The 1,565-nt window shown below is 75.3% G+C and carries 1 protein-coding gene and 1 pseudogene; both read right to left on the bottom strand.

The annotated features are described in order from the left end of the window. A pseudogene (locus B8460_RS00650) lies at positions 1 to 255 on the bottom strand (hypothetical protein); the annotation flags it as partial. Then, a complete protein-coding gene (locus B8460_RS00645; protein WP_241771052.1) occupies positions 252 to 1,412 on the bottom strand; it encodes a beta-ketoacyl-ACP synthase in 1,161 nt (386 codons plus the stop codon). The pseudogene B8460_RS00650 and the gene B8460_RS00645, both read right to left, overlap by 4 nt. Between the last annotated feature and the right edge of the window lie 153 nt (positions 1,413 to 1,565).

Below are 1,565 nucleotides of genomic sequence, written 5' to 3'. Positions count from 1 at the left end.
CGGCACGCCGGACGCCACCGCCGCCTCCTGCGCGACCGCGAGGGCGAGGCGCACCACGGGACCGGCGCGCCTGCGCTCCGCGGCACCCAGGATCGCGGGCGGCGGCGCGGGCGACTCCCGCCCCTCATAGGGCGCGTGGCCGGCCAGGATGGGGCGCGACGCCGCCCAGCCTTCCAGCCCCGGTCCCCAGAGGCCAATCCCCGCTAGGCCGATCCCCGCCAGCCCGATGCCGGTGATCCCACCCGCCGCCGTCATGCGGCGCTGCCGAGGATCAGGCTGCAGTTGATGCCGCCGAAGCCGAAGGAGTTGCTCAGCACCCGCCGCACCGGCCGCGCCGTGTTGGCGACCGCGATGCCCGTGGTGAAGGCGGGATCGGCCGCGTCGATGCCGAGGCAGCCGGCCACGAACCCGCCGCGCATGCATTCCAGCGCGATTACCGTCTCCAGGATGCCGCAGGCGCCCAGCGTGTGGCCGGTCCAGCCCTTGGTGCTGCTCGCCGGCACGGCGTCGCCGAAGACGGCGGCGACGGCCATATCTTCGATCGCGTCGTTGGCCCGGGTCGCGGTGCCGTGCAGGTTGATCCAGTCGATCGCGTCCGGCGCGAGGCCCGCCGCGTCGAGCGCGGTCCGCATGGCGGCGACGGCGCCCGCCCCCTCGGGGTGCGGCGCGCTCATGTGATAGCCGTCGCTGCTGGCTCCGGCGCCGAGCAGCAGCGCCTCCCCCTCCCCCGCACGTTCCAGCAGGGCGAAGCCAGCGGCCTCGCCGATCGAGATCCCGGCGCGGTCGGCGGCGCAGGGGCGGCAGGGGTCGGGGGCGAGCAGTTCCAGCGCCGCAAAGCCGTGCAGCGTCATGCGGCAGAGACTGTCCGCCCCGCCCACCACGGCCGCATCGACGATGCCCACGCGGATCAGCGCGGCGGCGTCCATGAAGCTGCGCGCGCTGGAGGCGCAGGCGGTGGAGACCGACAGCGCCGGCCCGCGCAGGCCGAGGCGGTCGCGCACGAAGCGGGCGAGCGCGCCGAGATCCTGGGTATTGTCGAAATCGAACCAGTCCGGCAGCGCCCCGTCCGCGGCACGGGCGCGATAGGCGTCCTCGGCCGCCGTGACGCCGCTGGTGCTGGTGCCGAGCACGACGGCGATACGGTCCGCGCCATGGCGTGCCCGCGCCCGACCGACCGCGGCGGCGAATCCGTCGCAATCGAGCGCCATGTCCGCCAGCCGGTGGTTGCGGCAGTCATAGGCGGCCAGGGCAGCCGGCAGGCGGTGCTCCTCCACCCCCTCGACCCGCCCGATCCAGCCGCCCACGGCCGGGTCGTAGTCGTTGGGACGCAGCCCGCCGCGCCGCGCCCGCAACGCCCGCGCGTGGGCGGCGCGCCCATGTCCGACGGCGCTCACCGCCGTCGCCGCGCTCACGACCAAAGCCTCCACTCAGCGATCCTCCCCCGGCGCGGCTCCGGCGAACAGGAACGCGAACGCCATCGCGAGGCCAGCGCCCACCGCGACCGTGATGCCAATGTCGCGCAAAACCGGGGTCTGACAAGCCGCCAGCAGCCCGAAGGTGAGCAG

This window comes from Acidisphaera rubrifaciens HS-AP3, assembly GCF_000964365.1.
Classification (GTDB): Bacteria; Pseudomonadota; Alphaproteobacteria; order Acetobacterales; family Acetobacteraceae; genus Acidisphaera; species Acidisphaera rubrifaciens.
The sequence above is the reverse complement of the archived record's forward strand: the minus strand, read 5'-3'. Positions and strand labels throughout refer to the sequence as shown.